The organism is Microbulbifer salipaludis, from assembly GCF_017303155.1.
Classification (GTDB): Bacteria; Pseudomonadota; Gammaproteobacteria; order Pseudomonadales; family Cellvibrionaceae; genus Microbulbifer; species Microbulbifer salipaludis.
Genome location: NZ_JAEKJR010000001.1, coordinates 580,242 through 605,584 on the forward strand (window position 1 = coordinate 580,242; position 25,343 = coordinate 605,584).

The window sequence follows — 25,343 nt, forward strand, 5'->3', positions numbered from 1 at the left end:
GACGCTGGCCCGGCCTGCGGTAATGTGATCTATCGCACATAGGTTGCGGCGGTTCGGGTGTACAACAGCAGAGAAGGGGAAACCCTGCTCCTATGAATAAATGCTTCACGGAAATAAAGAGACCATTCTCATGAATAAAACTTCTTTGGCCGCTGCGGTTGCACTGGGTATTGCACTGGCTGGCTGTAACAAACAGGAGCCCGCTGGCTCTGCCGATATCGCGCTCGAATCCCAGGAGCAGAAGGTCAGCTACATCATCGCCGAAGATATGGCGAACCGCCTGAAAAGCCAGGAAGTTAGCCTGGACCCGGCCATCGTCTCCATGGCGCTGAACGATGTGGCCGCTGGTCGCGAGTCCCGCCTGAGTGAAGAAGAGAAGCAAAAAGTCATCCAGGTGTTCCAGGAGAGCATGCAGGCCAAGCAGAAAGAACTGATGGCCAAGCAGGAGGCCGACTTCAAAGCCTCCGCTGACAAGAATATGGAAGAAGGTAAAAAATTCCTGGAAGAGAATGCCAAGAAAGAAGGTGTTCAAACCACCGATTCCGGTCTCCAGTACAAGGTGATCACTGAAGGTTCTGGCGCCAGCCCCTCAGAAACCAGCGTGGTGGAAGTGGATTACAAAGGAACTCTGATCGACGGTACCGAGTTCGACAGCTCCTACAAAAACGGCCAGCCGGTGCAGTTCCCGGTAAATGGCGTGATCAAGGGCTGGACCGAAGCCCTGCAGCTGATGAAGGAAGGTGCCAAGTGGGAGCTGTATATCCCCTCCGACCTGGCTTACGGCCCGGGTGGCGCGGGCGGCCTGATCGGCCCCAATTCCACACTGATTTTTGAAGTGGAATTGCACAAGGCCGACGTGAACAGCGAAGCGCCGGCAGCGGAGGAAGATCAGGGTACGGAATAACCTGGTCAAGCCTGCGCACACAAAAAAGGGGCCATTGGCCCCTTTTTTATGCATTCTGCTTTTCTGTTTAAGACCGATTCATGCCAGCTGGTTTTTGTGTGCGGTGTGCAGGGTGTCGATCATACGATCTTCCGCAGCGAAGCGGGTTTCCAGGGCGACGCCCAGTTCGGAAAGGTCTTTGGGCAGTGACGTCAGGTCGTCGGTTTCCAGGTATTTGTCATTGAAGTCCACAGCCACGTCGGTGGTCTCGTCGATTTCCCGGTACAACGCCTTGGCCTGCTGCAGGCCCTCGGTATCCCCGAAAGCCTGCCCCTCCTGGATAAGCTGGTCATAGACTTCGAAGTGCCCGGCGGAGACGTAGTCCACCAGTTGTTGGCACAGGGTGCGCACATTGGCGCCGGCTTCCCGGTCGCCATCGGCGAAGGCTTTCTTGTCTGAGAGCTGGCAAAAGCTCACCAGAAGCGTCTGACGGGATTGCAGCCAGCGGTCAATAATCTGGCTCACGCCACCCCAGCGCTCCTGCGCATTTTTACAGTTTTCCAACATCTCCAAGTTTCCTTTTGTGAATCTATAACCGCTCTTAGGAATGTAGAAGCTTCTGCCGCCGCGAGCAAGGAACAGGCCGCAAAAAGGCGCCAGAAAGGTACCGAAACGATGCGGGACAGGCGTGTGAGGCCGAAGCTTTTGGATTCGATAGATACTGCTGACGGATAGTGTTCAGGTGGTCACAAAGAGCGGCAACAGCAATGCGGTGAGCGCCCCGCACAGGCCCATGGCGAGGGCGGAAAACGCACCGCACAGGGCGCTGATCTCCAGCGCGCGTACGGTGCCGATGGCGTGGGCATTGATGCCCATGGAAAACCCCACCACCCGCTCATCGGTGATCTTCAGCCATCGCAGCAGGCCCGGTCCGCACACGGCGCCAACGATACCGGTAAAGGCCACCACGCCCGCCGCGAGGCTTTGAATCCCGTGCATTTCCTGTGCGAGGGCGAGTGCCACCGGCGTTGTCACCGATTTTGTGGTGAGCGCAATCAATACCGTTTTGCTGCCGCCGAGTAACAGGGCGATGACCACCGCCACCAGGGGCGCCAGCACCGCACCCACCATCAGGCCCAGCATAAGCGGCCAGCCGACTTTGCGCACCACGGCGAGGTTTTGTTTGAGTGGAATGGCCAGGGCGACCACCGCCGGCCCCAGCAGCAGATTCAGCAGGCCGCTACCCCGTTGGTAGCTGGCGAAATCCACACTCAGTAGCACCAGTCCGGCGAACACCAGCAGGCTGGCGCCCACCACCGGGTGTAGCAGTGGATTGCCGAGGCGGCGATAGATTTTTACCCCGACCCAGAAACATATGAGGTTCAGGGCAAGGATCACCAGTGGATGCGCAGGGCCAAGCGGCGCCAAGAAATCGCTCGCCACCTGGTGCAGCTGAGCCAGCCAGCGTTGCCACTCAGTCCACACGGATATTCTCACCCTGGGTGTCGCCAACACGACGGATCAATCTGTTCAGTAGGATTCCCGTCAGGGTAAAGCTGATCAGCGTGCCGACCACCATGGCTATCACCAGGGCGACCCAGTCGCCCCCGGAGAGGTCGCGTAAAAAGTAGATGCCCACCGTCGCCGGTAGCAGGATGAGGACCAGGAAGCGCAGTAGTTGCCCGGCCACCTCTGCCAGTCCACGCGGCACACCGCCGTACAGCATGAGACTCAGCAGCAGGAGGAGCATGCCGAGCACGGGGCCCGGCACGGGTAATGCAAAAGCAGCACTCAGGCTGCGGCCGGCGAGGTCGAAGGCCAGCAGCAGGCCTGCCCCCACCAGCCAGCGGAGTGGTTTCGTCGCGAGCGCCATGGCGGGCAGCGGCTCAGTGTTTGCGGAACGCCTGCCACACACCGAACAGGATCAGGCCGACGAAGCCCACCGCGGCCCAGCCAGCAATGGAGAGCCCGAGCATGGTCCACTGCACTTCGGCGCAGTTGCCGTCACCGGTCAGCAGGGTCTTGATGACTTCGGCCATGGGGAATGCATCCACCATGTAGCTGATACCCGGGCCGCAGGCCGGCACCTGGTCTTCCGGCAGGCTTTGCAGCCACAGCTGACGGGCGGAAAAATACAGGCCGCCGATGGCGAACAGCGAGACCAGCAGGCCGTACAGCCGGCGGCCGATCTGGCTCGCACCGCTGGGGTTGTGCAGAAAGGCGATCAGTGACACCAGGCCGACACCGAGGAACATGACGCGCTGGGTAATACACAGCGGGCAGGGTTCCAGCCCCATGATGTATTCCATGTAGAAGGCGACACCGAGTACGAAGATAACGGCAAGAAACATCAGCAGGAAGGTGGTGCGGGGTGTCGGCAGAGTCATAAATTTATTGTCCGGATGGTGTCCGCGTATCGAGCTGTCGGCGGAATTCTTCGGCCTGGAGTGTCAGGTCGCTAAACAGTTGTTGAAAATCCGTTTCCAGCGCCGGGCGATCGGCGCGCAGCAGCGGCAGCACGTCCGCCAGTGGCTGCGGGCGTCGCAGGCGCATTCCGACCCGTTCGAGGGTGCGCTGGATAACTGCTACCTCGCGGTAGCCGGGTAGCAGTTTAAATTGCTCGGCCCTTTGAATAAATGCCCGTGCGTTTTCCGGAATCCATGGCTGGCGCGCGCGAAAGTTGGACCAGCAGTGGTGGGTAAAGGTTTCGAGGGGTTGTGGATGCCAGTGTTGCCAGTCGCGGGCGAGTAAGTGGTCGAACCAGATATCCAGGGCGATACCGCCGAGGCGACGCCATTCGGGCCCGAGCCGCCGAAGTGCTCGGAGGTAGGCAGGGTGCTGGTCGCTCAGCAGGTCGATGCGGCGGTGCAGGCGGATACCGTCTTCGATGGCCTGCGGGCGCTCGCCCTTCATGGGCCCCTTGACGAAGTCGCCGAGCAGCCCGCCCAGTTGCCAGTCCGGGTCGGGGCCTGAGAGCAGCAGATGGGCAAGGTAGTTCATTGCGAGTCTTGTCGCTTGGGTTTTAAATTGGCTTTATTGGCTGCACCCGCCATCGGCACCTTCGCCCAGAGCTCAATTGGTCACCCGGCCGTTTCAGAGCCCTCTCTGACAAAACACATACTGTGCGTAGTACTTGCCGAGAAAGTCTTCAAAGCTGCCGGTATCGGCTTCTTCCACCTGTTTCTGCTTTTCCAGCGACTCTTTCGCCAGGCGTTCAAACTCGGCCTGATCTTCCTCGCTCAGCGGGCGCTCAAGAAAATACTGCCGGTGTTGCTCGGCCTTGGCCTGGGCCCACTGGAAGAAGGTCTGCTTGTGTTCGTGCATCTCTGCCAGCATCTGCGCGGCGGGGGTGGGGACTTTGCCGTCGATCTTGTCGCGCTGGGCGGCAACGGCACGCTGGTAATCGTCGCTCTCCCAGGCGCGGTCGAGCAGTTCGGCCATCGGCTGAATCTGGTCGAGGAGCTCGCTGGCCCAGTCGGTGAGTTTGCGCTCGCGACCGTTGTGCACCAGCTGGACTTCCGGGTCGCGGCCCTGGTACACGATGCGCGCCTGGTTTTCCTGGATGGCGCGGTAGTCGGCGTCATCGGTCATGGGACTGTCGCTGAGCAGGCAGTGCAGCAGGAAGGCGTCGAGGAAGCGCATTTGCGGGGCTTCGATACCCAGCGGCACAAAGGGATTGAGGTCGAGGCAGCGCACTTCGATGTATTCAACACCGCGGGCGTCGAGGGCGGAGAGGGCGGTTTCGCCCATGCCGGCGGGGTTTTTGGGGCGGATCGGCGAGTAGAACTCGTTCTCGATCTGCAGCAGGCCGGTGGACAGCTGCTGGTAGTTGCCGGTTTCGTCCTTCACTCCCAGCGCGTGGTATTCCGGATACGGCTTGCTAATGGCGGCGCACAGGGTGGACAGGTAACTCGGCAGATCGTTGTAGCAGACGATCAGGGATTTCTGCGCGTCGCTGGTGTAGCCAAGGTCGCCCATACGCAGGGAAGTGGCCTGGGGCGCATACAGGCTGCGGCCGTCGCCATCGAACGGTTGCAGTTTGTGTTCGCGGTCCTGCACAAAGGTACCGCACACCGCCGGCGCGGCACCGAACAGGTAGATCAGCAGCCAGTAGTGCCGGCGGAAGTTGCGGATCAGGTCAAAGTAGCGGCGGGTTTTGAAGTCCTGCAGTGACTCATTTGTCCCGGACTGGTCGCTGCCGCCCTCTTTCTGCTGCAGCCAGCGCCAGAAGGTATCCGGCAGGGAAAAGTTGTAGTGAATGCCGGCGATGGTCTGCATGGCGCGGCCGTAGCGCAAGCCGAGGCCCAGGCGGTAGATGGTCTTCATGGTGCCGCTGTGGGAGCTGCCGTAGCGGGCCACGGGAATATCTTCGTCGCGGCCGATGCGGCCGGGCATGCTGTTTACCCACAGCCGCTCGTCGCCAATCTGGCTGTAGGTATAGCGATGGATATGATCCAGCTGTTCCAGTGCCTGCTCGGGGGTGGCCACCGGTGGGGTAATGAATTCCAGCAGTGCTTCCGCGAAGTCGGTGGTGATGTATTCGTGGGTCAGCGCGGAGCCGAGACCCTGGAGGTGTCCGGTCTGGGCCAGCTCTCCCTCCGGGGAAACGCGCAGGCCTTCTTTTTCAATGCCGCGGCGGATGCCCTTGAGCAGGGCTAAAGCTTCCGGCTGGGCCAGCTCGGCCATAGTGAACGTCGACAAGGGAATCTCCTGTGGCAGCCGCTAGGCTGGTTGGCCGGATGCGCCGTTGGTGGACGCTCGCAGGTGCGGTTTAAAGGCAGTCCCGCCTAAATGGGGGCGCCGCCTCCCAACTCAAGGGGTTTGCGCGGGGCAGTGGCGGTGGCCTGGTGCGGTGACTTTCAATGCTCAGGCCTGCCTGGCGATGGACTCCGGCGGCTGGTCCGGCTGGATTTCCGGTGTGGTGCCGGGAAACTGCTCGGGTTCTATCTCGGGTTGCGGCTCAGGAGCCACTTCCGGCGCCGGTGCAGGGTCCGCTTCCGGGTTGTGTTCCGGCGGTGTTTCGACCGGAGCGGGTTGCGGCAGTTCGTCCGGGTCACCGGCGCCCTGCGCGTTCACAGTGGCCTCGTCCGCGGACACTAGCGGCTCGTCGCTCAGCGCTTCAGCGGGCACCTGCGGGTGCTTTTTGCTGTCGAGCGGGCACTCGAGGAGTTCGATGCGCAGGCTGACGTCGCGGGTGTTGGCCTCGAACATCTGATTGATGGCGACATCTTTGTGCTCGGTGCGGAACAGCTTGGTGCTTTCGCGGCCGTCGATCCACTCGTTGCTCTTGCTTAAAAACTGCTGGTGCTGATTGGTCAGCACATAGACGTGACTCATGCGTGGGGACATCTTTGCTCAGACATGGGGGCAGTTTAGCGGCGGTGGAGGGGAGGCTCAAGGATTGAGAATGAAGCCGGCACCCGGCAGCATTGCTGCCACCGGGGCCAAATGAGCGATGCTTCAGATCGCATTCAACGGATAGTGTGCCGGATACGGCAGCCGCGCCGCGCCGCTGTCCACCGCGGCACGGGCCACTGCCGCCGCCACTTCCGGCAGCAGGCGCGGATCCGTGGGCTTGGGCAGTATGTAGTCGGCGCCAAAACTCAGTTCCACGCCGCCGTAGCCCGCGCGCACTTCTTCGGGTACCTCCTCGCGTGCCAGCTTGCGGATCGCCTCGATGGCGGCGAGCTTCATGTCCTCATTGATACGGGTGGCGCGCACGTCCAGCGCGCCGCGGAAAATAAACGGGAAGCACAGTACGTTGTTCACCTGGTTCGGATAATCCGAGCGCCCGGTGGCCATGATCAGGTCGTCGCGCGTGGCGTGGGCCAGCTCCGGGGAGATTTCCGGGTTGGGGTTGGAGCAGGCGAACACCACCGGCCTCGCGGCCATATGTGCCAGCTGTTCGGCGGTGAGCAGGTCCGGGCCAGAGACGCCGAGGAACACGTCAGCGCCCTCGATGGCGTCGTCCAGTGTGCGCATCTCCGTATCGCGGGCCCATTCACCTTTATAGGCATTGATGTCGCTGCGCCCGGAGTGAATCACACCGCGGCTGTCGAGCATGGTGATCTGTTCTTTTCTGGCGCCTGCGGCAAGCAGCAGCTTGCAGCAGGCGGTGGCCGCAGCGCCGGCACCCAGGCATACGATGCGCGCATCCGACAGTTGCTTGCCCTGGATCTCCAGCGCGTTGAGCATGCCTGCAACCGTCACGATCGCGGTGCCGTGCTGGTCGTCGTGGAAGACGGGCACCGAGCAGCGCTCGATCAGCGCTTCTTCAATATGGAAGCACTCGGGCGCCTTGATGTCTTCCAGGTTGATACCGCCGAAGGTATTGGCGATCGCGGCGACGGTCTCGATAAACCGCTCGGGGCTGGGGCAGTCCACCTCGATATCCACCGAATTGATGTCGGCAAAGCGCTTGAACAGCAGGGATTTACCCTCCATCACCGGTTTTGATGCCAGTGGGCCCAGGTTGCCGAGGCCGAGAATGGCGCTGCCGTTGGAAATCACCGCCACCAGGTTGCCCTTGCCGGTGTACAGGTAGGCCGCTTCCGGGTCTTTGGCGATTTCGCGCACCGGCTCGGCCACGCCGGGGCTATAGGCCAGGGACAGGTCTTCCTGGGTGTGGGCGGGGGTTGTCAGTTCCACCGAAAGTTTGCCCGGTGTTGGCAAGGCATGGTAATCGAGCGCTGCCTGGCGCAGTGAGTCGGTCATCAGGGTGTCATCTCGTTGAATTGCAAGGCAGCCGGCATTCTGTGGCTGGCGGCAGGTTACAGCGGATTTTTGATTTTATTGTGGGGCAAAGGGGCGCCCTATCCGAGGCGCGAAGAATAACCGAGACGACTGGAAGTCCACAAGCTCAGAAACTGAGCGGAACAGTTAATCCCTACTAATTTCGATAGTAAATTCGGAATCTGACGCAATAAACCAGCGTTTATTTCGCCGGTTTCGGGATGCATATTTCTCTCCCCGGTCTACCAGCCAGCCTTTGACCACTATTTTGCGGCCTTGCCAGTTGCGCCCGCTCGGGTGGCCATAATCCCGTTTCAGATCCAGGCGTACGGCCACCGGGCCATCCAGCTCAAGCCACAGGTATCGGTTGCGGTCGGTTTTTTTCACGGTGCCGGTGAGCCGCACAAAGCCGCCGTCGCCGGGGCGCAGCTGGTCGGCCCTGAGCGTTGGCCAGACCCCCGGCGCCCACAGGCCGCGCTGCCGTTCACGGGCGAGCTCCTCGCGGCTGGCGAGGCACTCGGCGAGGGCGAAGTTGGGTGCAATGGCAATATGAAAGGCGAGCCCGGCAGCGAGCAGTGCGGCTTCCAGGCTGTCGCCGCGATGGTTGTAGACATGGGCGAGCACGCGACCATGGTTGTCGTAGCGATCCTCGTCGTACACCAGCTCAAGGTCGCCACCGGCCAGAAAACGCTCGGTAAACTCCCTGGCCTCCTCCGCCAGTGGCTGGGCCGGCCGCGTGCCGTGGCGCAGCTCCGGTGTGTTGACCCCGATAAGCCGCACGCGGCGGCCATCCTTCAGGCGCAGGGTGTCGCCATCCACCACCTTCCTGAGGGCCACAATCTCGTCCGCCTCCCCCAGTACACAGTCGGCCAGGGCGCGGGCAGGCAGGAGCGCCCCGAGCAGTAACAGACAGGCACAAAAAAAGACGCCGAGGGAAGCCCAGGGCGTCTTTTGGGTAAGCGGCGAGCCGGTCAGTGCCGGAACGACTTGCTTCACTCCGGTTTGCGGCTCGAAGGCGCTTACTTGGAGATGCGGCTGCCGAAACGCTTCTTGAAGCGGTCGACACGGCCACCAGTGCTCGCTTGCTTCTGCTTGCCGGTGTAGAACGGGTGACAGTTGGAGCATACGTCCAGCTGGATGTCCTTGCCGAGGGTGGAACCCATTTTGAAGGTGTTGCCACAGGAGCAAGTTGCGGTAATTTCGGCGTAATTCGGGTGGATATCGGTCTTCATGATGGCCTCTTTTCGACACCGCCACCCAGTCATTTGCTGAGCACGGGATCGTCATTGGTGCAGGGGAGGATTCCCCGGGCTGTTTAAAAAGTCGGCGCATACTATCAGATTAGCTCGCCGATTCAAGCGGAAATGCGGTTGTAAAGTCTTGCTGGCAGCAGCTGTAACCACGACCGCCAGCCGTTACACTAGCGCGCTCGCAAAATTCACTAGGCAGAACACGCATCGGGGGCAGTTTGGCGGTTCTCTCGGCTCAGGAAGCACAACAGGGTTCGGTCACGGGCGCCGGCGTCATATTGCGCCTGGCGGTCCCGGTCCCTTTGCGCCGCCTGTTTGACTACCTGCCACCGGCGGGGCTCAGTGCCGATGACCTGTGTCCGGGGCAGCGCTTTCATGTGCCGTTTGGCAAGCGCGATCTGGTGGCGGTGCTGGTGGAGGTGGTGGCGGAATCGCCACTGGCGGAGCTGAAGCCCGCCAGCGAACGTATCGACCGCCAGCCTGTTTTTGACGCCCGCAGCCGCCACTTCCTGCAATGGGCCGCTGACTACTATCAGGCCCCTATCGGTGAGCTGTACGCCGCCGCGCTGCCGGTGGCCCTGCGCAAGGGCAAGCCGGCAGATCACTGGGCGGAGCAATGGCTGGAGCTGACTACCGAGGGCAAAGGCTTGCCGGAAACGGCGCTGGCGCGGGCAAAAAAACAGCAGGAATTGCTGCAGCTACTGCTGGGGTCGGGCCGCCAGAGCCGCACCGCGCTGAATGCGCGCGGCCTCACCAGCAGTGTGTGCAAGGCGCTGATCGAGCGCGGGCTCGCGCGCTGGGTGTCCGGGCCCACCGCGCCGCCGCCGCTGGAACCTGTGGAACCCCGCCCGGCGCCAGAGCTGAACGACGAGCAGCGCCTGGTCATTGAGTCGGTAGCGGCCACCGGCTTCAGTGCCTCCTTGCTGGAAGGCACCACCGGCAGCGGCAAGACCGAGGTCTACCTGCGGCTGATGGAGCGCGCCCTGCGCGCCGGCCATCAGGCATTGTTGCTGGTGCCGGAGATCGGTCTCACCCCGCAAACCCTGCGCCGGATTGCCGCGCGCTTTCCCGACTTCCGTATCGCCGCCCTGCACTCGGGGCTCGCCGATGGCGAGCGCGCCCGCGCCTGGCTGTCGGCCGCCAGCGGCGTTGCGGACATTGTCATCGGCACGCGCTCCGCCATTTTTACCCCGCTGCCGCGCCTCGGCGTGATCCTGATCGATGAGGAGCACGACGGCTCTTTCAAGCAGCAGGACGGGGTGCGCTATTCCGCGCGTGACCTGTCCGTGGTACTGGCCAAAAATGCCGGGGTGCCGGTATTGCTGGGTTCGGCCACGCCGTCCCTGGAGAGCCTGCACAATGCACTGAGCGGCCGCTACCAGCACCTGCGCCTGCGCCACCGCGCTGGCAACGCGCGTCCGCCGGAAATCAGCGTGGTGCCAACCTTCCACCAGCAGCTGCAGGAGGGCTTTGCCCCGCAGGTGCTGCGGCATATCGGCGATACCCTGAGACGCGGCGAGCAGGCGCTGGTGTTTATCAACCGGCGCGGCTATTCCCCGGCACTGACCTGCGACGACTGCGGCTGGCTGGCGGACTGTCCGCACTGTTCCGCCAAGCTGACCCTGCACCGGCGCCAGCGCCACCTGCGCTGCCACCACTGTGACTACCGGATGCGCGAGGTGCACAGCTGCCCCCAGTGCCACAGCCGCAACCTCAACGCCCTGGGTGCCGGCACCGAGCGCAGTGAGGACTTCCTTACCCACAGCTTCTCGGATTTCAACGTAATCCGTGTGGACCGGGATACCACCACCAGCAAGCAGGCGCTGGACAAACTGCTGGAACCGGCGCGCAACGGCGAGCCCTGCCTGCTGCTGGGCACCCAGATGCTGGCCAAGGGCCACCACCTGCCGAAGGTCACCCTGGTGGTGATCCAGGACGCCGATGGCGGCCTGTTCAGCGCGGACTTCCGCGCCCCCGAGCGCATGGGGCAGTTGCTGGAACAGGTGGCCGGCCGCGCCGGGCGCGGCGATCTGCCGGGCAAGGTGCTGGTGCAGAGCCGCTATCCGGAGCACCCGCTGCTGCAATTGCTGCTGAACAAGGGCTATGGCGCCTTCGCGCGCCAGCTGATGGAGGAGCGCAAGATCGCCCAGTTGCCACCGGTTCGCGCCATGGCGCTGGTGCGCGCCGAGTGTGAGGAGCCGCGCTGGGCGGAAGAGTTCCTGGTCAACGCCCGCGAGTACCTGCAGGCCATGGCGCCACCCTCGCCGGAATTGCAGTATCTGGGGCCGGTGCCCGCATTACTGGAGCGCAAGTCCGGTCGCTTCCGCTTCTATCTCCAGATCACCGCGGAAAAACGCGGTCTTTTGCAGCGAATACTGGCGCAGTTCTGCCAGTGGGCGGAGGGCAATCGCAACCGACGGTTGCGGTGGGCGGTGGATATGGATGCGCAGGAGCTGTCTTAAAATCCGCACAGTGCCGCGCGCAGGCGTTACAATTTCCCGCCTGCAGAGATAACGCTTAAGAAATCGAGAGAACACCATGGCCCGCCGCAATACCCGCCGCCAACAATCTACCGGAAAGCCCGCCTGGGTCTGGTTCGTGCTGGGCAACTTTGTCGGCGGCTTTGCAGTGTTTGTATTCCTGCTGAACGACCTCAAGACCGCGCAGACACAAGCGGTCAAGCGCATCGAAAAGCCCGTGGCGCAACAGCCTGCGGCCGGCGAGTCCAAACCACGCTTCGATTTCTACAAGTTGCTGGAAGAGAATGAAGTGAAGGTCCCCGAGCCGAAGAACCAGCAGGTGCGGGTGCGCGAGGGCGAGCAGAAAAGCCGCGAGACCCCGGAGCGGGCAGAGCCCAAGTCCGACCTGGTGTACATCCTCCAGGCCGCCAGCTTCCGCGACAAGGACGAAGCCGAACGCCTGCGCGCCCAGCTGATGCTGGCCAACCTGGATGCCAAAGTAGAGTCCGCCACCGACAGCCGCGGCACCTGGCACCGGGTCCTCGTCGGCCCCTACACCAACCGCTCCAAAATGGCCGCCGCGCGCGGTGTACTGGCCGAACACCGCCTGATGCCGCTGGTGCTCAAGCGTCCTGCGCAAGGATAGTGTGCTGAATCTGGTGGATGCGCTGCGCTTATCCACCCTACTGATCCTCGCTACAGCGCCCCGTAGGGTGGATAAGCGCAGCGCATCCACCACAGAACCATCGGACTAATCAGTCCCCACCTGGCTCCACAAACTTCCGCGTCAGCCTGTGCGCCAGCGGCGCAATCAGCGAAATCAGCGGAAATGCAATCACCCAGGCCGCGACACCTGCGCGCAGCCAGCGCTCCAGAAACCCCTCGCTCAGCCCCGTATTGATCAGCGTCACCACGCCGGACATCAATGTCGACATGAAAAACGACATAAACAGGGCAAATACCAGGGTGTAATAGCGGCGCTTGATACGGGTCACAGGCAGTCCTCTCGATACACCTGAAAGTGGGCGCGGAGTATAAAGCCGCAATCCCAAAGTTGAAATTCAGCCCCATCGACCACACTTAGTGCTCTCGCAATGTAAAACACCGAGGCACACGTGGAACAATATCGCGGCACCACCATCCTTTCCTGCCGCCGAAACGGCAAAGTCGTCATCGGCGGTGACGGGCAAGTCTCCATGGGCAACACCATCATGAAAGGCAACGCCCGCAAAGTGCGCCGCCTGTACAACGACAAGGTTATCGCCGGATTCGCCGGTGGTACCGCCGACGCCTTCACCCTGTTCGAGCGCTTCGAAGCCAAACTCCAGGCCCACAACGGCCAGCTCACCCGCGCCGCCGTCGAGCTTGCCAAAGACTGGCGTACCGACCGCGCCCTGCGCCGCCTCGAAGCCCTGCTCGCCGTCGCCGACGAAACCGCCAGTTTGATCGTCACCGGTAACGGCGACGTGATCCAGCCGGAAGACGACTTGATCGCCATCGGCTCCGGCGGCCCCTTCGCCCAGTCCGCGGCCCGTGCGCTGCTCGACAATACCGAGTTGGATGCCAGAACCATTGTGGAACAGGGGCTGAAAATTGCCGGTGATATCTGTGTGTACACCAACCAGAATCACACGATTGAAGAGCTGAGTTATTGAGTTGCAACTCGCTAACGAAGTGCAGAAATCCTAATCGAAGGGCGAGCGCCGGGATTCAGGTTTCAGGACTGTCGGAAACATGGATGTTTCCGACAGAGCGTACAGGGATGTATTCACAGCGGTCCTGAAACCTGAATCCCGGTGATCGCCCGCCACCGCACCAGCTTCAAAGTAAACGAAGCCGGAACGAAGCGAAAAGAATCCGAGTAAAGACCATGTCCATGACCCCCAGAGAAATCGTCCACGAACTCGACCGTCACATCGTTGGCCAGAACGACGCCAAACGCGCCGTCGCCATCGCCCTGCGCAATCGCTGGCGCCGTATGCAGGTGAACGAAGAACTGCGCGCGGAAATCACCCCGAAGAACATCCTGATGATCGGCCCCACCGGCGTCGGTAAAACCGAAATCGCCCGCCGCCTCGCCAAACTGGCCGGCGCACCGTTTATCAAAGTCGAAGCCACCAAATTCACCGAAGTCGGTTACGTCGGTCGCGACGTCGAGTCCATCGTGCGTGACCTCGTCGAAATGGCCATCAAACTCGAGCGCGAGCGCGCCACCGAAGGCGTCAAGCAGCGCGCCATGGACGCCGCCGAAGATCGTATTCTCGACGCCCTGCTGCCACCCGCACGCAACACCGACCCCAGTGAAAAAGACTCCGGCACCCGCCAGGTCTTCCGCAAAAAATTGCGCGAGGGTGAACTCAACGATAAGGAAATCGAAATCGACGTTTCCGCCAGCCCCATGGGTGTCGAAATCATGGCACCCCCCGGCATGGAAGAAATGACCAACCAGCTGCAGGGCATGTTCAGCAACATGTCCAAGGGCAAAACCCAGAAGCGCAAGCTCACCGTCAAACAGGCGCTCAAACAGCTGACCGACGATGAAGCCGCCAAGCTCATCAACGACGAAGAAATCAAAACCAGAGCCATCCAGTCGGCGGAACAGAACGGCATCGTATTTATCGATGAAATCGACAAAGTGGCCAAACGCCAGGAAAGCGGCGGTGCCGACGTGTCCCGCGAAGGGGTTCAGCGCGACCTGCTGCCGCTGATCGAAGGCTGCACCGTCACCACCAAATACGGCATGATCAAAACAGATCATATTCTGTTTATTGCCTCCGGCGCCTTCCACCTGTCCAAGCCCTCCGACCTGATACCGGAGCTGCAGGGCCGCCTGCCGATCCGCGTGGAACTGAGCTCGCTCACCTCCAAGGATTTCCAGCGTATTCTCACCGAGCCCAGCGCCTCGCTCACGGAGCAGCAGAAAGCACTGCTGGGTACCGAAGGCGTGAACCTGGAGTTTGCCGACGACGGCATTCAGCGCATTGCCGAAGTGGCCTTTGAAGTGAACGAATCCACCGAAAATATCGGTGCGCGCCGCCTGCATACCGTACTGGAGCGCCTGCTGGAAGAGATCTCCTTCGCCGGCGGCGACGGCAGCACCAACATCACCATCGACGCGGCGTATGTCGACAAGCACCTGGGCGAGTTGAGCAAAGACGAAGACCTCTCACGCTTTATTCTTTAAACATAATCCTGAGATAACCACCCGTAGGGTGGATAAGCGCAGCGCATCCACCGCCCCCGTGGTCGATGCGCTGCGCTTATCTACCCGACGACGTGCGCTTTAGCGGAAACTGAATGTCCCCACCCCAGAAAATCCGGTTGAATAAAGCCGAAAAAGCTCTGACCCTTGAATACAAGGACGCGGAGTTTGTACTTCCCGCCGAATACCTCCGCGTGTATTCTCCCAGTGCCGAAGTGCGCGGCCACGGTATCGGTGAAGGCACCCTGGTAGAGGGCAAGCTGCATGTCGGCATCGACCGGGTCGCGGCTGCCGGCCGCTATGCCCTGCAGATTTTCTTTGACGATGGCCACGACAGCGGTATCTACACCTGGGACTACCTGCGCGAACTCTGCGATACCCGCGACGAAAAGTGGCCGGCGTATCTGGCGCGGCTGGAAGCGGCCGGCAAGGGCCGCGACCCCGACGAAAGTACGGTGAAATTCATCGGCGGCTAGCACCAAGTCCCCCCTCTGTTTTGCCCGCCTGTCACAAAGCTGTGAACAATCGGTAACACCCCCGTAACCCTGCGGCGTATTTAATGCGCGCTTCTTTGTAAAATTTGCCAGGGGGGCAAGCACCATGGGTAAACAGGTTAATCGCGCGCTGCGTTTCTTTGCGGCGGGCACCGTGACGGCGATGTCGTCGATTGCGCTGGCAGAGTTGCCAGCCTACCAGCAGACCAGTAGCTGGTACGCCAACGGAGAGGCCGCACTGGCGGCCAAGCTGGCAGATACCCGCACCGAAAAATCCGCAAAAAATGTCATTCTGTTTGTGGGCGATGGCATGGGCGTTTCCACACTCACCGCCGCGCGTATTCTGGATGGCCAGATGCGCGGCGAGAGCGGCGAGGAAAACCTGCTCTCGTTCGAAGCATTTCCCCATACCGCGCTAATCAAAACCTACAACACCAACCAGCAGACCCCGGATTCCGCCGGCACCATGACCGCCATGATGACCGGCGTGAAAACCCGCGCGGGCATGATCAATGTCGACAGCGATGGCTTGCGTGCCGATTGCGCGGGCGTGGCCGGGAACGAACTCAATACCTTTCTCGAGCTGATGGAAGACCAGGGGCGCAGCACCGGTATCGTTTCCACCGCGCGCATCACCCACGCCACCCCGGCGGCCACCTATGCGCGTTCGCCGGAGCGCAACTGGGAGTCCAACGATGGCCTGAGCGAAGAGGCCGTGGCAAATGGCTGTGTGGATATCGCCGCACAGCTGGTAAGCCTCGATGTGGGCGATGGCATTGACGTGATTCTCGGCGGTGGGCGCCGTCACTTTATTACCAGCGATGATGGCGGCAAGCGCACCGACGGGCGCGACCTTACCGCCGAATGGCGGGATCGCTACAGCGAGCAGCGCGCAGCTTATGTACAAAGTGGCAGCGAGCTGGCGGGCACCGATCTTGCCAACACCGACAAACTGCTCGGTCTGTTTACTGCCTCCCACATGAGTTATGACGCCGACCGCACCGCGCATGACAAAGACGAGCCTTCCATCGCGGAAATGACCGGCCGTGCGATTGAGTTGTTGTCGAAAAATGAACAGGGTTACTTCCTGATGGTGGAATCCGGTCGCATCGATCACGGCCACCATGCCGGCAGCGCCTACACCGCCCTGCACGACACCATCGCGTTCGCCGAAGCGGTCAAGACCGCGACGGAAACCGTGAATCTCGATGACACCCTGATACTGGTGACTGCCGACCACAGTCATGTGATGACCATTGCCGGCTATGCCACACGCGGCAACCCGATTCTTGGCAAGGTGGAAACCAACGATAGCCACGGCGCGCCCACCGGTGCCCCCGCACTGGCCAAAGACGACCTGCCCTACACCGCCCTGTCTTATGCCAATGGTCTCGGATTTGCCGACCTGGGCGGAGAAACCAACGCCGATGCCCGGTATTATCTGCCCGCAGATACAGGCCGCAAGGATCTCACGGCCACCGATACCCAGGCACCGGGTTTCCATCAGGAGGCCTTGGTGCCGCTGGGATCCGAGTCGCACGCGGGCGAAGACATCACCCTGCACGCCATTGGCGCGGGTGCACAGCTGGTTCAGGGCACCCTGGAGCAGAACGCGGTATTTCATTTGATGATCGGCGCCACCGGGCTGCCGGTCAGCGCAGAATAATTTGGGGGTAAATCATGCAACTGAACAAACTTTCCGCCGCCTTTGCGGCGCTCCTCGGCCTCACGCTAGCCGCCTGCAGTGACAATAATTCCGCACCGGCGCCGGGCGCCCCGGCACCGCAACCCGAGCCGGAAGTCCCGGGTCTGGTGCTGTCGGACGCCCAGCGCAACAGTGACTGGTACAAAAATGGTGCCGCAGCCATCGCCAGTGCACGGGATGTGGCGATCAACAACGACCGCGGTGCGGCCAGGAATGTCATCCTGTTTGTAGGCGATGGCATGGGTATCTCGACGGTCACCGCCGCGCGCATTCTCGCCGGGCAGTTGCAGGGCCAGAGTGGTGAGGAATACCAGCTCAGCTTCGAGAAAATGCCGTTTGCGGGTCTGATCAAAACCTACAATACCAACCAGCAGACCCCGGACTCTGCGGGCACCGCCACCGCCATGGTCACCGGCGTAAAAACCAAGGCCGGTGTGCTGAATGTGGATGAAACGGTGGCGCGCGGTGATTGCGCTGGCAGTCTGCAGCGCCCGCTCACCACCGCGCTGGAGCTGGCAGAAGGCCTGGGCAAGAGCACCGGTATCGTGAGCACCGCGCGCATCACCCACGCCACCCCTGCCGCCACCTACGCCAAGGTGCCGGAGCGTGGCTGGGAATACGCGGCGCCGGAAGGCTGTAAGGATATTGCCACACAGCTGGTGGAGCTGGCCGCCGGCGATGGGATCGACGTTGTGATGGGCGGCGGCCGCCGCAGTTTCCTGCCCGCGGAGGTCACCGATCTCGAGGGAAAAACCGGGCGCCGTACTGACGGGGTCAACCTGATCGACGCGTGGAAGGCGCGTTACAATGACGGTGTGACCAATGCGCGGTATATCGAGGACCAGTCCGGTTTCGATGGAATTGAGGTGGCCAGTACCGACAAGTTACTGGGCCTGTTTGAAAGTTCGCACATGCGCTACGAGGAAGACCGCGACAACGATGTGGCCGGCGAACCCTCCCTGTCGCAAATGACCGGCAAGGCCATCGAGTTGCTGAGCAAAAACGAAAACGGCTATTTCATGATGGTGGAATCGGGTCGTATCGACCACGGTCACCACGCCGGCAGTGCCTACAGCGCGCTCACCGACGCGGTGGAAATGGCGAAAGCGGTGCAGGTGGCGATGGACAACACCAGTGCGGAAGACACCCTGATCGTGGTGACCGCCGACCACAGCCACGTCATGACCATTGCCGGTTACCCCACCCGCGGCAATCCGATTCTGGGCAAAGTGGTGAACAACGACAGCCGCGGCCAGCCGGAAGCCGGTGTGGCGCTCGCCGCCGACGGCCTGCCCTACACCACCATCACCTATGCCAACGGCCTCGGCCACGCACACTATGGTGCCAGCACCGATGCGGACGACCGCTACGAAGACCCGATCAGTGCCGGCCGTCAGGACATCAGCGCCAGCGACACCGAATCAGCCGGCTACCACCAGGAAGCCCTGGTGCCGCTCGGCAGTGAAACCCATGCCGGTGAAGACGTCGGTGTGTGGGCGCGCGGCCCCGGCTCACACCTGCTGTCTGGCACCAATGAGCAGAGCTTTATCTTTCATGTGATGGCACATTCTGGCGGGTTGATGGGCGAAAACTGATCTGCGATCCGGCTATCGTCCGTTTCGGTGTACTTCCCAAGCCGCAGCGAGCATCTTTTGCAGACAATGGGGGGCTGAGAGTTCGATCTCAGTTTAAGAAGAAGAATTCAGTGCCAATGTGGCGCTGTTTGCTTGTAGGTCGTGCTCTTCACATGTTATTGCTCCTCGCGAAAATGACAATAATAGGCGAGCGTACATGAACTTGAAGCGCACTTTAGGGGTCGTTGTTGCAAGCTGTATTTTATCTGCCTGTGGTGGTGGGGGAGGAAGCGATGGGGGTTCTGCTCCATCTCCATCGCCGACTCCGACGCAGTATTCGGTTACAACATCCGTGGGAACCGGCGGCTCCGTTTCCCCGCAAAGTGCAACGGTGGAGAGTGGTGGTACCGCCACTTTCACCATCTCCGCGGATCAGGGGTATCAGATAAGTTCCGTCGAAGGCTGTAACGGGACATTGAGTGATGGCAGTTATACCACTGGGCAGATCACCGCTAACTGCGTAGTTACCATTGCTTTCGCTCAATCCGATTCCACCTCGACAGACAGTCAGCCCCCTACCGCGTCCATATTATTTCCCGCGCCGGTAACGCGCACGAGCTCCAATACCTTGATTGTCAGGGGGACCGCCAGAGACGCGGGCTCGGTAAAATCTGTGCGGGTAAACGGCGTTGAGGCAACGCTGACTCGTTCCTCAGCAGTAAGCCTGCAAAATAGCATGTCGATTCATCGTTACGTGCCGGATCCGTTGGCAAATGGCACGGGCGGTGGTTCTGATGAAGATTCAGAAGATGAGGTCGAGTGGGAAGCAGAGATTTCGGTTCCCGACGATGACGACTCCACCGTTGTTGTCGAAACAGAGGATGACAGTGGAAACGTTGAGGAAGTCGCGGATACAGTAGAGATTAAAAACCGTGCGGTGCCGGTAAGCTTCACTATCGATGCGGAAAATCGAAAGTTGATGGGCCAGCTTTGGCAGCTTCCTTCCGATGATGGATGGTACAACCCACTGGTCATTTGGGGTCTTGATGACGATAGCTACGAAATACTTTCGACTCCCGCGGACTATCCCTATTGCGGCATGCTGATGCTGGACTCATCTCGACGACAGGTTATTTGTCCAGAGCTATTCGACGGGCATCTGAAATTAACTGCACTCAATCTTGATTCATCTGCGCATACAGTGCTACTCGGCAAGAGCCTGGAACTCGATCCCGCGGAATGGCAATTTGCCCATGTTACTGATGCCAAGTTGTCGGCAGATTATACCAGTATTTACTTGATGCTTACCTATTTTTCTGTGGCGAGCTATGACGACAATAAAGTAGTCATATTCCGGTATGATTTTGCGGACAACAGCCTGAATCTACTTGTCGATGGCTATACACCGTCTGGAGTAAAACTTGCGGCGCGCTCATTTGACTTAACTGAAAGCGGCATAGTTGCTATTAAATACCGCACCGCCGAGGAGATTGCCGATGAGGGTCGGTTAATACTTATTGACTACGCGGGTACCGATGTTACTGATTTAACTGAGCCGGTAGAGCTGGCTTTAGATAAAGTTGATATCGATGGCGCAACTAGTACAGCGTATATGGCGGGTTACTATGGAATTGCCAAGGCTGATCTTACAGATGGATCACATCAGGTTCTGTCGTTGGAGTCGGATGAGAAGCTCTTTAACGTCAACCAGTTGGCTTCCCTGGCGCATGATGCGGCTGCAAGCAGGCTGCTGGTTGGTGATTCCGCTTACGGCTACATTTTCGCGGTTGATACCGAAACCGGTGAGCGTACTGAATTTGCGGCCAATGGCGTAGGTTCGGGTAAGCACTTGCTTGCGATAAGAGCGATCGAGCTGGATGAGGACGCGCAAACCGCTTACGTGCTCGATGATGGCGGTTCTGAAGAAGGAATTCTGGCGGTCGTTGACTTGAATACCGGAAACCGGGAAGAGATAGCCCGGTTACCTACGTGTCGGTATTTCGCGCAAGATCTTGTGCTGGACAAGTCCGCTGGCCGAATTTTCGCAGTCTTCGAGCATGAAATTTTCGAGGTCACGTTGGCCGATGGTCTGGTACGGCCACTGATTTCTTCTGGAGGTGGCTCTTGCGGTGGTAGTTACACTTTCTCGGGCGGCAGCCTTGATGTAAGTGGTAGCCGCCTGTTATTAACTGAGACCTCTACGGACTCAATTTTGGCGCTGGACCTTGCCAGTGCGACGATAAGCAGTGTTTATTCCGGTGGAGAAATCGATGTCCCGGTTGATGTGGAGCCGGACCCCAATTCTGGCCTGATGTACGTTCTGTCGCAGGCCAACGGTGCCCTCTATTCCTATGATCAGAGCAGCAATGAGCTGTCGCTATTGTTGGATGAGTGTATTGAGGATCATGGTAGGAACGCGCTGGATCCGAATATCGGCAATATCCATGGTATGGATGTAGATCCGAATAATCCCTGGATCTGGATTTCGGGTGATTACCTGATGAAGTTTGATCTCGAGGCGAATTCTTGTGCTGTGATGCCATGGAAATACTACGGCTATGGCCTTGGGAACAATATCAGCATTCTGGACGCAGAGGCTGCAGCCGATGGTAGGCTGTTTGGAACCAAGTTCAACAATGTGATCCAGATAGATTTTGAATCCGGAGAAATCGTTACGATTTCCCGTTAATGCAGGCAAGCTGGCTGGCGGTGGCCGAATTGCTGGTGCCGACGCCTAGGCTACGCAAACGTCCAGTGCGCCTGCGGGAACAGTTGCCGGCATAGCTGCGCGATCTCGTCGCGCAGCTGTTCTAACCGCTGATTTGCTTGGTCCAGCAAGGCTTTCTGTTCGCTGGCCATTTCGGGTGTTTCGTGGCCGTGGCGAGCAAGGTGCTGGCAGAGTAACCGCAGGTCGCGCCAGTCGCCCAGTGCGCTGGCTAACCTTTGCAGGTCGCGGGTGCGCTTGCCGATGGTTTCCGGGTAGTGCTCTTCCAGCAGGCGACTCTGGTACCACTGGTCTTTGGCGCGTTTACGCAGAGTGTGAACCTGCTCGTCTGAGTTCAGTGCGAGGGCGTGTCCCATGGCCTTGAACGCCCGCCGGTAGCTTTTACAGTAGCCCAATTCAATATCGTCCCAGCTGGCGCCCTGAAAGTGCCAGCCATAAATCTTTATTAGCGCCAGTTGCAACGACTTTTCGGTCTGCTCCAGCAGCCTTTCGGTGTACCCGTTATCCAATCGCCCCTTCAGGTGCGCTGCAGTGTGCGGGCAGCGCCCGACTTCCAATTGTGCGTCCAGGGCGAGATGTAGCGATGCGCTCTCGCGGCAGGCACTGAGTGCATCATTGATGCTGCGGTAACGGGTATTCTCTGTGCGGTACAGGGTGTCTGTGGTGGTATTGGCGTAGCGGATAAGGCGCAACAGGGCGCGCAATTTTCGCCGTGTTTCCGCACACTGTGGATGGCGTGCTCGTCTTCCGCCGACTGGCAGCAGGCGATAGCTGCAAGAGCCTGTGTGTGTGCAACGGCGCGGATCGTCGGGGCAAGTGGGTGCTTACTGTGCAATTGATAGGGCATAAGTAAGACGGAAGCAGAACGGAAAGAGAGCCGCGGTGTCTCGATATTGCTCAAGTTTAGTCGGTGGCGGTGCCGATCAGGTCCGCCCCATGTACAATGTGGCCCTGAAATTTGGCGCAGCAGGCACAAGATGACCGAACGCAAGACGACCCACTTCGGCTACCAGCAGGTGCCGGTCGAAGAGAAGGCGGGACGAGTGGCGGATGTATTCCACTCGGTAGCAGCCCGCTATGACGTGATGAACGACCTGATGTCGGGCGGTATCCACCGCCTGTGGAAGCGTTTCACCATCGAGCTTTCTGCCGCGCGTCCGGGGCAGACCATTCTGGATATTGCCGGCGGTACCGGGGATCTTACGGCGCGCTTTTCCCGTATTGTGGGCCCTACCGGCAAGGTGGTGTTGGCGGATATCAACGAGTCGATGCTGAAAGTCGGCCGCGATCGTCTGCTGGATCGCGGTATTGCGGGCAATGTGGAGACGGTACAGGCAGATGCCCAGTACCTGCCGTTCCCGGACAATACTTTTGATTGCATTACCATCGCCTTCGGCCTGCGCAACGTCACCGATAAGGATCTGGCGCTGCGTTCGATGCTGCGGGTGCTGAAGCCCGGTGGCCGCCTGCTGGTGCTGGAGTTTTCCAAGCCGCAGTCGAAGCTGCTGGAGAAGGTCTACGATCAATACTCGTTCCGCCTGCTGCCGTTTATGGGCAAGCTGGTGGCGGACGATGCAGACAGCTACCGCTACCTGGCCGAGAGCATCCGCATGCATCCGGATCAGCAGACCCTGAAAGACATGATGGGCGAGGCCGGTTTTGTGGACTGCGAATACCACAATATGACCGGTGGCATTGTGGCCCTGCACAAGGGCATCAAGCCCTAACGCTTGGGCTTCGGTCCTTGTCCCGTGGCGCCGCCGCTACCGGTGTCTGTTTACGGGACACGCCGTAAACCCATCCATGGGGGCTCGGCTGCGGCCATCCAGGCCGCAGACGGTCCCGCAAACAGACCCCGGTATCGACGCCTTAGCGTGTGACTTCAGCATTGCAAACACACGATTTAGAAGCACAGCGACGATCCGGACATGGACGATTTCAGAAGATAATGACCGACCCCACCTTCCGCGCCGGCTTCGATGCCACCCTGGAAACCGCCATCAACACCGCCCTGCGCTATGACCCGGGCAGCCGCGCGCGCCTGGCCAAGCTGGCGGGCAAGGTATTGCGGGTAGATCTCACCGCGCCTGCGTTGACCCTGTTCCTGGCGATCGATGATGAGGACGGTGAAGAGGGTGGCTATATAGAGGTCCACAGCCGCTGGAGTGGCGAGGTGACCACGGAGCTGTCCGGCTCTGCGCTGGCCTTTGTGCAATTGCTGCGAAATCGAGACGCGACACCGGCCAAGCTGGGGGTGGAAGTGCGCGGTTCCAGCGCGCTGCTGGCGGAGTTACAGGCAATCATGCGGAATCTGGATATCGATTGGGAGGAGCCGCTGGCGAAGCTGATTGGTGATTCTCCCGCGCATCAGCTGGGTAGCGGGGTGCGCATGGCGGCGAGCTGGCTGAAAGATGCGCTGGGCGCGGCGCCGAAAGCGGGTGCCGAGGCGGTGAGTGAGGAGTGGCGGGTGACGCCGCCGCAGGCGCAATTTGAGGCGTTTGCGGAAGATGTGGCGGAATTTGCCCAGGGGGTGGACCGGCTGGAGGCGCGTGTTGATATTTTGCGCCGCAAGCTGGAGCGCCGGAACCAGCCAGACGGTGAGGGTAAGTAGCGGCGTGCCAGTAGCGAGAAGTCTGACCATTGCGCGGGTATTCCTGCGCTACCGCCTGAATGAGATCGTCCCCGCCGAGCACCAGCCCCTGTGGCTGCGGGCCCTGTGGGCGCCGGCCAAGCTGCTGCCGCAAAGTGCCCGGGTGAAGCAAATGGGGCGCGGTGAACGGCTGCGCCGCGCGCTGGAAGACCTCGGCCCCATCTATGTGAAGTTCGGCCAGCTGCTGTCGACGCGCCCGGATGTGATACCCCCGGATATGGTGCAGGAGCTCAATCACCTGCAGGACAATGTGCCGCCCTATCCGGCGGCGCAGTGCATTGCGCGCATCGAGGAGGCACTGGGTGCGCCGGTGGATGAGCTGTTCGCGGAGTTCGAGCGCGAGCCGCTGGCCTCGGCGTCTGTTGCACAGGTGCACGGTGCGCGGCTGAAGGGGGAAAACGGCGAGCCCGGCCCGGCCGTGGTGGTGAAGGTACTGCGGCCCGGCATCGACAAGGTCATCGCGCAGGATCTGGAGTTGCTGCACTACATCGCCCGCTGGATCGAACGCTATTTGCCCGACGGCCGCCGGATGCGCCCGGTGGAGGTGGTCGAGGATTATCGGCATACCATCGAGGGTGAACTGGATCTGGTGCGCGAGGCGTCCAACGGCTCCGAGCTGAAGCGCAACTTCGCCAACTCGCCCCTGCTGTACATCCCCGAGGTCTACTGGGACTACACCCGCGAGAATGTGCTGGTGCTGGAGCGTATTCACGGGATTCCGGTGACCGACCTGGCACAGCTGCGCGCGCAGCATACCAATATGGAACTGCTGGCCGAGCGCGGGGTGGAGATCTTCTTCAAGCAGGTGTTTGAGCACAACTTCTTCCATGCGGACATGCACCCCGGCAATATCTTTGTCTCCCGCGAGCATCCCGATCGCCCCATGTACATCGCCATCGACACCGCAATCGTTGGCAGTCTGACCCGCGAGGATCAGTACTATATGGCGCGCAATATCCTGGCGATGTTCCGCCGGGATTACCGCATGGTGGCGGAATTGCATGTGCAAAGTGGCTGGGTGCGCAAGGACACCCCGGTCAACGCCTTTGAATCGGCGATTCGCGCGGTGTGCGAGCCGATCTTCGAAAAGCCGCTGGGTGAAATTTCCTTTGCGCGGGTACTGATCAGTTTGTTCCAGACGGCCCAGCGCTTTGATATGGAAGTGCAGCCGCAACTGGTGCTGCTGCAGAAAACTTTGCTCAATATAGAAGGATTAGGGCGACAGCTGTATCCTCAGCTGGATTTGTGGAAGACTGCCCATCCATTTCTGGAGCGGTGGATGCGCGAGCGTATTCACCCCAAGACGATTGTCGGCGAAATTCGCCGATACGGGCCGGAATGGCTAGAAAAGTTCCCGCAAATGCCGCAAATGGTATTTTCTGCCCTGGAGCAGGGGCGAGAGCTGGGGCCGCAATTGCAGCAGCTCAGCGACCAGCTCGCCGGTAGTCGCCAGCGCGGGCGCGCCCGCTATGCGCGCATGGTGGTCGGCGGCCTGCTGGCGGCGGGTGCGGCACTGGTCGCCTCCCCCGGGCTACTGGCACAGATACCGGCGGCGAGCTGGGCCCTCGGGGCGGCGGCCCTGGCCCTGCTGCTGTGGCCCTGAGGCACGGGTCACCGGCGCAAAATGGCCACCGGGGCGCCGACCTGGCAGCCTACAATAACGAATGCA

General features: G+C 60.6%; 24 protein-coding genes. 12 read left to right on the forward strand and 12 right to left on the reverse strand.

What is annotated here, in order from left to right:
* Nucleotides 1–130: 130 nt before the first annotated feature.
* On the forward strand, nt 131–904 hold the full coding sequence (bamJ, locus tag JF535_RS02395) for a BamJ family beta-barrel-assembly machinery protein (protein WP_206998604.1): 774 nt from the start codon (nt 131–133) through the stop codon (nt 902–904).
* Between the two features lie 78 nt (nt 905–982).
* Here bamJ and rsd read toward each other — a convergent pair whose 3' ends face one another.
* The 10 genes from rsd to rpmE all read right to left on the reverse strand — a co-directional run bounded on the left by rsd (nt 983) and on the right by rpmE (nt 8,847).
* Nucleotides 983–1,450, reverse strand: coding sequence for a sigma D regulator (gene rsd, locus JF535_RS02400; protein ID WP_206998607.1), 468 nt, complete (start codon nt 1,448–1,450; stop codon nt 983–985).
* Nucleotides 1,451–1,621: 171 nt separating this feature from the next.
* Nucleotides 1,622–2,368: an LrgB family protein gene (locus JF535_RS02405; RefSeq protein ID WP_340674107.1), complete on the reverse strand. Its 747-nt coding sequence runs from the start codon at nt 2,366–2,368 to the stop codon at nt 1,622–1,624.
* Nucleotides 2,358–2,798, reverse strand: a complete 441-nt coding sequence (locus JF535_RS16660) for a CidA/LrgA family protein (RefSeq protein ID WP_206998613.1) — start codon at nt 2,796–2,798, stop codon at nt 2,358–2,360. Before JF535_RS16660 ends, JF535_RS02405 begins: the two co-directional genes overlap by 11 nt.
* Entirely contained in the window at nt 2,770–3,270 is a 501-nt protein-coding gene (locus JF535_RS02415; protein WP_206998616.1) for a disulfide bond formation protein B, read from the reverse strand. The genes JF535_RS16660 and JF535_RS02415 overlap by 29 nt, the downstream gene beginning before the upstream one ends.
* A 4-nt stretch (nt 3,271–3,274) precedes the next feature.
* A complete protein-coding gene (locus JF535_RS02420) occupies nt 3,275–3,883 on the reverse strand; it encodes an acyl carrier protein phosphodiesterase (protein ID WP_206998618.1) in 609 nt (202 codons plus the stop codon).
* 93 nt (nt 3,884–3,976) lie between these two features.
* Complete coding sequence (gene gshA / locus JF535_RS02425) at nt 3,977–5,569, reverse strand: glutamate--cysteine ligase (RefSeq protein ID WP_207000136.1); 1,593 nt, start codon at nt 5,567–5,569, stop codon at nt 3,977–3,979.
* Between the two features lie 180 nt (nt 5,570–5,749).
* Complete coding sequence (locus JF535_RS02430) at nt 5,750–6,220, reverse strand: hypothetical protein (protein ID WP_206998622.1); 471 nt, start codon at nt 6,218–6,220, stop codon at nt 5,750–5,752.
* A gap of 123 nt (nt 6,221–6,343) precedes the next feature.
* The gene (locus tag JF535_RS02435; protein WP_066960130.1) at nt 6,344–7,597 is read right to left on the reverse strand and encodes a malic enzyme-like NAD(P)-binding protein; all 1,254 of its coding nucleotides are present in this window, start codon (nt 7,595–7,597) and stop codon (nt 6,344–6,346) included.
* A 165-nt stretch (nt 7,598–7,762) separates the two neighbouring features.
* Entirely contained in the window at nt 7,763–8,611 is an 849-nt protein-coding gene (locus JF535_RS02440; RefSeq protein WP_206998626.1) for a thermonuclease family protein, read from the reverse strand.
* A 23-nt stretch (nt 8,612–8,634) separates the two neighbouring features.
* Complete coding sequence (gene rpmE, locus JF535_RS02445) at nt 8,635–8,847, reverse strand: 50S ribosomal protein L31 (protein WP_010132044.1); 213 nt, start codon at nt 8,845–8,847, stop codon at nt 8,635–8,637.
* A 236-nt stretch (nt 8,848–9,083) separates the two neighbouring features.
* Here rpmE and JF535_RS02450 point away from each other — a divergent pair, with 236 nt between their 5' ends.
* Entirely contained in the window at nt 9,084–11,327 is a 2,244-nt protein-coding gene (locus JF535_RS02450) for a primosomal protein N' (RefSeq protein ID WP_206998629.1), read from the forward strand.
* A gap of 76 nt (nt 11,328–11,403) precedes the next feature.
* Nucleotides 11,404–11,970: an SPOR domain-containing protein gene (locus JF535_RS02455; RefSeq protein ID WP_206998632.1), complete on the forward strand. Its 567-nt coding sequence runs from the start codon at nt 11,404–11,406 to the stop codon at nt 11,968–11,970.
* 109 nt (nt 11,971–12,079) lie between these two features.
* On the opposite strand, the gene JF535_RS02460 is transcribed toward JF535_RS02455, so the two are convergent.
* Nucleotides 12,080–12,319 carry a DUF2798 domain-containing protein gene (locus JF535_RS02460; protein WP_340674108.1) on the reverse strand — a complete coding sequence of 80 codons (240 nt, stop codon included), beginning with the start codon at nt 12,317–12,319 and terminating at the stop codon, nt 12,080–12,082.
* 120 nt (nt 12,320–12,439) lie between these two features.
* Here JF535_RS02460 and hslV point away from each other — a divergent pair, with 120 nt between their 5' ends.
* The 6 genes from hslV to JF535_RS02490 all read left to right on the forward strand — a co-directional run bounded on the left by hslV (nt 12,440) and on the right by JF535_RS02490 (nt 20,988).
* Entirely contained in the window at nt 12,440–12,979 is a 540-nt protein-coding gene (gene hslV, locus JF535_RS02465; RefSeq protein WP_206998635.1) for an ATP-dependent protease subunit HslV, read from the forward strand.
* A 215-nt stretch (nt 12,980–13,194) separates the two neighbouring features.
* Entirely contained in the window at nt 13,195–14,508 is a 1,314-nt protein-coding gene (gene hslU, locus JF535_RS02470; protein WP_206998639.1) for an ATP-dependent protease ATPase subunit HslU, read from the forward strand.
* A 113-nt stretch (nt 14,509–14,621) separates the two neighbouring features.
* Entirely contained in the window at nt 14,622–15,002 is a 381-nt protein-coding gene (locus JF535_RS02475; RefSeq protein ID WP_206998643.1) for a gamma-butyrobetaine hydroxylase family protein, read from the forward strand.
* 124 nt (nt 15,003–15,126) lie between these two features.
* Nucleotides 15,127–16,686, forward strand: coding sequence for an alkaline phosphatase (locus JF535_RS02480; RefSeq protein WP_206998647.1), 1,560 nt, complete (start codon nt 15,127–15,129; stop codon nt 16,684–16,686).
* 14 nt (nt 16,687–16,700) lie between these two features.
* Nucleotides 16,701–18,320: an alkaline phosphatase gene (locus JF535_RS02485; RefSeq protein ID WP_206998651.1), complete on the forward strand. Its 1,620-nt coding sequence runs from the start codon at nt 16,701–16,703 to the stop codon at nt 18,318–18,320.
* A 196-nt stretch (nt 18,321–18,516) separates the two neighbouring features.
* Nucleotides 18,517–20,988 carry a hypothetical protein gene (locus JF535_RS02490; RefSeq protein WP_206998655.1) on the forward strand — a complete coding sequence of 824 codons (2,472 nt, stop codon included), beginning with the start codon at nt 18,517–18,519 and terminating at the stop codon, nt 20,986–20,988.
* A gap of 50 nt (nt 20,989–21,038) precedes the next feature.
* On the opposite strand, the gene JF535_RS02495 is transcribed toward JF535_RS02490, so the two are convergent.
* Nucleotides 21,039–21,728, reverse strand: a complete 690-nt coding sequence (locus JF535_RS02495) for a CHAD domain-containing protein (protein ID WP_206998658.1) — start codon at nt 21,726–21,728, stop codon at nt 21,039–21,041.
* 273 nt (nt 21,729–22,001) lie between these two features.
* On the opposite strand from JF535_RS02495, the gene ubiE reads away from it, so the two are divergent.
* The 3 genes from ubiE (at nt 22,002) to ubiB (ending at nt 25,277) form a co-directional block, all read left to right on the forward strand.
* Nucleotides 22,002–22,751, forward strand: a complete 750-nt coding sequence (ubiE, locus tag JF535_RS02500) for a bifunctional demethylmenaquinone methyltransferase/2-methoxy-6-polyprenyl-1,4-benzoquinol methylase UbiE (protein ID WP_206998661.1) — start codon at nt 22,002–22,004, stop codon at nt 22,749–22,751.
* Between the two features lie 221 nt (nt 22,752–22,972).
* Nucleotides 22,973–23,635, forward strand: coding sequence for a ubiquinone biosynthesis accessory factor UbiJ (locus JF535_RS02505; RefSeq protein ID WP_206998664.1), 663 nt, complete (start codon nt 22,973–22,975; stop codon nt 23,633–23,635).
* 4 nt (nt 23,636–23,639) lie between these two features.
* The gene (ubiB, locus tag JF535_RS02510) at nt 23,640–25,277 is read left to right on the forward strand and encodes a ubiquinone biosynthesis regulatory protein kinase UbiB (RefSeq protein WP_206998668.1); all 1,638 of its coding nucleotides are present in this window, start codon (nt 23,640–23,642) and stop codon (nt 25,275–25,277) included.
* Nucleotides 25,278–25,343: the final 66 nt, after the last annotated feature.